We start from the raw sequence: 4926 nt of genomic DNA on the forward strand, positions 1-4926 counted from the left end.
GATTGAGGCGCTCAAGGCGCTCGGCCTCCACGTGGGAATCATAACCGACTCGGACAACGACTACATCGAGAGCCACCTAAAAGCACTCGGAATCTACGACCTCTTCGATTCGATAACCACCAGCGAGGAGGCGGGCTATTTCAAGCCACACCCGAGGCCCTTCCAGCTGGCCCTTGAAAAAGCAGGTGTAAAGCCGGAGGAGGCCCTCTACGTCGGTGACAACCCGAAGAAAGACTGCGTTGGTGCCAAGAACGTTGGAATGCTCAGCGTCCTCCTCGACCCGAAGGCCGAGAAGAGAGAACTTTGGGGCAACTGCGACTTCGTCGTTTCGAAACTCAGCGACGTCGTTGAGATAGTGAAGGGCCTGATGGAAAAATGATGGGGGTCGGTAACGGCAGGGCTCTTCATCGGAGCCTCAGATAGCGAAATTTTCGTCATTCCCCTCTTCTTCACTTCAGCCGCTGGTAGGCGACGTAAAACCTCTGGACGACGGTTATCCACGCGAGTACTCCGACTATGTAGACGCCGTACTTGACGTAGTTAATTCCGAGGAACGAGAAAGCCATCAGGATTATCAGCCTCTCGGCCCTTTCGGCAATGCCCACCGCGAGCTTTCCTGAGCCAGCTAACTCGGCCCTGCAACGCTCGTAGCTGACAAGATAGCTCCCCATGAACGTCAGGAAGGCAACGCGCCAGTCGGCGAGACTTCCAAGCGCGATTCCAAAGAGCACCGCGCCGTCGCTTATCCTGTCGAAGGTCGAGTCGAGGAAGGCTCCGAAGCGGCTCGTCTTTCCGGTCAGCCTCGCCAGCGTTCCGTCGAGGGCATCGACGAGCGAGCCTACGAGGAGCGTTAGAGCGGCCAGCCTCGGCTCGCGGAGGTAGTAGAGGTAGGCCGCGAGGAGGCTTATGAGGAGGCCTATCACAGTAACCGCGTTCGGCGTCAGTCCGGCCTTTGCGAGGGGTTTAACTATCGCCTCAAGGTAGCCCTTAACGTTCTCTCGATACCTGTTGAGGACCATTTCCTTCACCCGTCGAGCTGGATTACCTTCTTCCCCCTCTCCTGCGGGATGATTTTGAGCTTCGCGTTCTGGAACTCCTTTCTCAGACCCTCGCCGTCGAGGAGCCTGTCGAGGAAAACAGCGAGAGCGGCCACCTCGCTGTGGGGCTGGTTGCCAACTGCCACGTTGTAGTGCGCCAGCTCGTAAACGTCTCTCGGAACCTTCTCGGCGCCGACGACGATGAGGAAGTCCTTTCCGGCCTTCAGCTCCTCCTTCAGCTTCGGCATCGCGTCGTCCATATGGATTCCGTACATCGTCAGGTGGACTATAACGCCCTTCTCGCGCCACTCCCTCAGGATTTTCTTCCAGCTGGGGTCAAAGGTTATCTCGAACGGCCCACCCCATCTTCTCACGACGTCCTCGACGCTCTCCTTAACGTGCTCGTCTTCTTCCGCCGAGATGATGATTTTATCGGCTCCAAAGGCCCTCGCCGTTAAAGCCACGTGGGTTGTTATTCTCTTATCCCTCTCCGGCCTGTGGCCAAGGCGAAGCACGACTATCATTCAGACCTCCCCCTTAAAGACCCTCCAGTAGTAGGTGAAGTCATCGCGCCAAGGCATGTCCTTGTAGAATTCGTACATGGTTTTAACGTTTTTCTGAATCCTGCTGACGCTCCAGCTGGCGAGCACGCTGTTCAGGTCATCCTGAGGTGCAGAGGCGAAGAGGAAGAGGGCGTAAATTCTCTCGTTTCTGTCCAAGCCGTTGAGGACGAGGGTCAGCTTTGAGCGGAGTCCCGGCTGAACCCTCTGGAGAACAACTTCCAAGAGTCTGTCCTCGAGGTTGCTCGTGAACTGGGATGTTACGTCAACGTGTTCGTGACCGACGAGCTTCTCTGGGTTCTGGGCGACTATCCTGTAGCCGTGGCTCGTGACCAGTTGGTAAACCCGCGGGAAGTACGGGCTGGCGAGGTAATCATCGAGCGGCCCGATGAAGCGGTGCCTCAGGTCGACCACGTACCAGCCGTCGGCGGTGTAGAACTCCGTTATCGGGCTAATCGTGCAGTCAGTTCCGTTGAAGAGGCTCACTATCCTCGCCGGGATGTTAATCGACCGGAGCATGGCCGTCATGAGAATCTGGCCCTCTGTGTAGCTTATCCTGTCCTGCTGGAGTATGAGGGTCGGCTGGAGGGTTGTCGTGGTGTTCCCGAATGTGTAGTTGGTGACCATCCAGTCGTAGAGCCTCTCAGCGGCCTGAACCTCTGAGCTTGCGTTTCCTATTACATTCAGGGCAACCGGTCTCAGCTTTAAGGGTTCGACAATGGACGTTGAGTTGAACTTCTTGAGCCAGTAGGCATCGACGAGGTACCTCTGCGTGACCCAGTGGTAGTTCTCCCCGTAGGCCGCCATCAGAACTTTTTCGCTCTCCTTCCACGGGCGCCACAGGACCGTGATTCTGGCGCTCTTAGCTATACTCTCCCTGGAACCCATCGCGGAGTAATCAACGACCACCGATATGAAGCCGTTCCTGTAGGCGTAGGGGGCGGATATCAGGTACGTGAGCGTTACGTTTTGACCCGGGGACAGCTGAGAGGGGGCGCTTGGGGCGCTAACGACCCTCATGCCGGGGAGAAGGTTGAAGTTTATGCCGAGTATCTGCACCGTTGAATCGAAGCCGTTTCCTATCGTAACGGTTACCGGGAACTGACTGCCGCCGTTTACCTTCGAGGGCGCGCTCAGGGTCAGGTTTATGCTCTTCGGCGGGTTGACCTCGGTTGCCACCGTAATCCTGAAGTGGCCGTAGAAGCCCGTCCACGTTCTTTTAAGTTCGTCCCTTAATTCGAGGGAAACCTGTAGGTTGTATGTCCCGGGTTTCTCAGGAGCGCGGAGAATCCAGACGAGCTGAACGCTCTGGCCGACCTTCAGTATCGTGGGAAACCTCGGCTCCTGGACTATCTGGAAGTTGTCGTTGCCGAGTATCAGGGTTGCCCCCACCAGTCCTACCTTGCCGGTGTTGTTGACGTCAACTATCAGGTGAAACGTCCCGCCCGGGGGAACTATCGTGTGGTCAACCGAGAATTTAACCTCGGCCGGTGGCCTGAAGAGGCACCCCGAGACTAGGACTATGAGAACCAAAGATATGAGGATTTTCCACTTCATACCCTTCCAAACCCCTTTAAGGTCAAACCGTTAATAAGCTTTGGGTGGTGTGAATGATAACGCTGACGACGGATTTCGGGCTTAAGGGCCCCTACGTGGGGGAGATGAAGGTAGCGATGCTCCGCGTCAATCCGGAGGCTAAACTCGTCGACGTCACCCACGCGGTGACGAGGCATTCGATAATCGAGGGCTCCTTCGTCATGGAGCAGGTCGTTAAGTACTCCCCTGAAGGAACGGTTCACGTCGGCGTCATAGACCCCGGCGTCGGGACCGGGAGGAAGGCGGTAATCATCGAAGGTTCTCAGTGGCTGGTCGTCCCGGACAACGGATTAGCCACCCTCCCGCTCAAGCACATAAATCCAAAGCGCGCCTGGGAGATAGACTTCGAGAGGATTAAAAAGTTTACAGGCTGGCGGATAAGCTCGACCTTCCACGGGAGGGACGTTTTCGGGCCGGCCGGCGCGCTCATAGAGAAGGGGGTTTCTCCAGAGGAGTTCGCGGAGGAGATTCCCCTCGATTCGCTGGTCAAGCTCGACGTTGAGCCGAGAAGGGAGGGCGACCTCTGGATTCTGAAGGTAATCTACGTGGACGACTTCGGAAACGTCATCCTCAACCTTGAGAACTACGGGAGACCGAAGGCGGTTGAATTGCCCGACTTCGGGCTGAGGATTCCCTACAGGGAGGCCTACGGCTACGTGAAGCCGGGAGAGCTTTTGGCCCTGCCAGGAAGCCACGACTACCTTGAGATTGCCGTCAACCAGGGGAGCGCGAGCGAGAGGCTCGGCCTGAAGGTCGGGAACGAGGTTAGGGTGAAGCTGATTGGAGGTGATTGAATGAGGCGCGGTCTCTTCGTCGGTCGTTTTCAGCCCGTCCACAACGGGCACATGAAGGCTCTGGAGTTCGTCTTCTCGCAGGTGGACGAGGTCATCATCGGAATCGGGAGCGCTCAGGCCAGCCACACGCTCAAGAACCCATTCACGACGAGTGAGAGGATGGAGATGCTGATAAGGGCCCTCGACGAGGCGGAGTTCCCAAAGAAGCGCTACTACCTGATTCCCCTCCCGGACATCAACTTCAACTCCATCTGGGCGACCTACGTGGAGAACATGGTCCCCCGCTTCGACGTGGTGTTCACGGGCAACTCGCTCGTTGCGGAGCTTTTCAGGGAGAAGGGCTACGAAGTTATAGTCCAGCCGATGTTCAGGAAGGACATCCTCTCGGCAACGGAGATAAGGCGGAGGATGATTGAGGGCGAGCCGTGGGAAGACCTCGTGCCGAGGAGCGTCGCGGAGTTCATAAGAAAAATCCACGGCGTTGAGAGAATCCAGATGCTCGCGACCAACCTCGAGAAGAACGAAAAGGAGCTCCAGGCGCCGATAAGGATTCCGGAGTTCTGACTATTCTTATCATCTCCGGTTTATCAAACGATTGAGTTAATCTTTTAACTCTTTTCGGACAAAACACGATTGGCAAACGTGAAATCTGGGACATCTTTTCGGGTCGGTGGGGCTATGGCTTTGACACTCACCCAGCTCCGCGAGGAGGTCAAGTACACAGCGAAGCACATAGGGCTTAACCTGATTTCCATTCCCTGGGTAACGGCGACAATCTACTGGCTGTCCAGTTGGTTTCCTGTTTCGAGCGGGACAATCGTTGGCCTTGCGAGCGTTTCGCTCGCCGTAATGTTCCCACTCTTCTTCAGCGGGGCGGTTTTCCGGGAGAAGCTCCTTGGCATTCACGAGCTCCTTCTCTCGCTCCCGTTTCCTCCCACG

At 56.5% G+C, this 4926-nt stretch carries 7 protein-coding genes; 4 read left to right on the forward strand and 3 right to left on the reverse strand.

Features of this window, described 5'->3' with window-relative positions:
- On the forward strand, nucleotides 1-379 hold a 379-nt coding region (locus MVK46_RS10285), incomplete at its 5' end, for an HAD family hydrolase (protein ID WP_297536625.1).
- 70 nt (nucleotides 380-449) lie between these two features.
- Here MVK46_RS10285 and pgsA read toward each other — a convergent pair.
- The 3 genes from pgsA to MVK46_RS10300 are packed head-to-tail and all read right to left on the reverse strand — an operon-like array spanning nucleotide 450 to nucleotide 3154.
- The gene (gene pgsA, locus MVK46_RS10290; RefSeq protein ID WP_297536627.1) at nucleotides 450-1019 is read right to left on the reverse strand and encodes an archaetidylinositol phosphate synthase; all 570 of its coding nucleotides are present in this window, start codon (nucleotides 1017-1019) and stop codon (nucleotides 450-452) included.
- Nucleotides 1020-1024: 5 nt separating this feature from the next.
- Nucleotides 1025-1561, reverse strand: a complete 537-nt coding sequence (locus MVK46_RS10295) for a tRNA (cytidine(56)-2'-O)-methyltransferase (RefSeq protein ID WP_297536629.1) — start codon at nucleotides 1559-1561, stop codon at nucleotides 1025-1027.
- On the reverse strand, nucleotides 1562-3154 hold the full coding sequence (locus MVK46_RS10300; RefSeq protein WP_297536632.1) for a transglutaminase domain-containing protein: 1593 nt from the start codon (nucleotides 3152-3154) through the stop codon (nucleotides 1562-1564).
- Nucleotides 3155-3207: 53 nt separating this feature from the next.
- Here MVK46_RS10300 and MVK46_RS10305 point away from each other — a divergent pair, with 53 nt between their 5' ends.
- The 3 genes from MVK46_RS10305 to MVK46_RS10315 all read left to right on the forward strand — a co-directional run.
- Nucleotides 3208-3987 carry an S-adenosyl-l-methionine hydroxide adenosyltransferase family protein gene (locus tag MVK46_RS10305; protein WP_297536634.1) on the forward strand — a complete coding sequence of 260 codons (780 nt, stop codon included), beginning with the start codon at nucleotides 3208-3210 and terminating at the stop codon, nucleotides 3985-3987.
- A complete protein-coding gene (locus MVK46_RS10310; protein WP_297536635.1) occupies nucleotides 3988-4551 on the forward strand; it encodes a nicotinamide-nucleotide adenylyltransferase in 564 nt (187 codons plus the stop codon).
- Nucleotides 4552-4665: 114 nt separating this feature from the next.
- On the forward strand, nucleotides 4666-4926 hold a 261-nt coding region (locus MVK46_RS10315), incomplete at its 3' end, for a hypothetical protein (RefSeq protein WP_297536637.1).

Source organism: Thermococcus sp., assembly GCF_027066465.1.
Lineage (GTDB): Archaea > Methanobacteriota_B > Thermococci > Thermococcales > Thermococcaceae > Thermococcus.

What these genes read in the sequence shown, in the direction of transcription:
- pgsA (WP_297536627.1), bottom strand. Translation starts at nt 1,019, where the DNA reads ATGGTCCTCAACAGGTATCGAGAGAACGTTAAGGGCTACCTTGAGGCG.
- MVK46_RS10295 (WP_297536629.1), bottom strand. Translation starts at nt 1,561, where the DNA reads ATGATAGTCGTGCTTCGCCTTGGCCACAGGCCGGAGAGGGATAAGAGA.
- MVK46_RS10310 (WP_297536635.1), top strand. Translation starts at nt 3,988, where the DNA reads ATGAGGCGCGGTCTCTTCGTCGGTCGTTTTCAGCCCGTCCACAACGGG.
- MVK46_RS10300 (WP_297536632.1), bottom strand. Translation starts at nt 3,154, where the DNA reads ATGAAGTGGAAAATCCTCATATCTTTGGTTCTCATAGTCCTAGTCTCG.
- MVK46_RS10305 (WP_297536634.1), top strand. Translation starts at nt 3,208, where the DNA reads ATGATAACGCTGACGACGGATTTCGGGCTTAAGGGCCCCTACGTGGGG.